At 71.8% G+C, this 412-nt stretch carries 2 protein-coding genes; both read left to right on the forward strand.

The genetic code is table 11. The features are described 5' to 3' along the window. Positions 1 to 190 (forward strand): oligopeptide/dipeptide ABC transporter ATP-binding protein (locus tag OSB71_RS24350; RefSeq protein WP_323055349.1); only part of this gene is annotated, 190 nt, incomplete at its 5' end. After that, positions 183 to 412: ATP-binding cassette domain-containing protein (locus OSB71_RS24355; RefSeq protein ID WP_265950964.1), on the forward strand; the 230-nt coding region annotated here is incomplete at its 3' end. The genes OSB71_RS24350 and OSB71_RS24355, both read left to right, overlap by 8 nt.

Genomic DNA, 412 nt, shown 5'->3' on the forward strand with positions numbered 1-412 from the left:
GATCAAGGGCCTGCCGCCCAACCTGCTGCGCATCCCGCCCGGCTGCCCCTTCCACCCCCGCTGCCCCCAGGCCCGGGACGTGTGCGTGCGCGACGAGCCGCCGCTGTACGAGGTCACCGAGGCGGACGGCACGCCGGTGCCCGGGCGGACCAGCGGCTGCCACTTCTGGAAGGAGACCATGCATGGCTGACGCCGAGCCGGTGCTGGAGGTCCGCGACCTGTACAAGCACTTCCCGCTCACGCAGGGCATCCTGTTCAAGAAGCGCGTCGGCGCCGTGCGGGCCGTGGACGGCGTCTCCTTCGACCTCTTCCCCGGCGAGACGCTGGGCATCGTCGGGGAGTCGGGCTGCGGCAAGTCCACCGTGGCCAAGCTCCTGGTCAACCTGGAGCGGCCGACGTCGGGGGAGATCCG

Source organism: Streptomyces marinisediminis (assembly GCF_026262575.1).
In the GTDB taxonomy this organism is placed as follows: domain Bacteria; phylum Actinomycetota; class Actinomycetes; order Streptomycetales; family Streptomycetaceae; genus Streptomyces; species Streptomyces marinisediminis.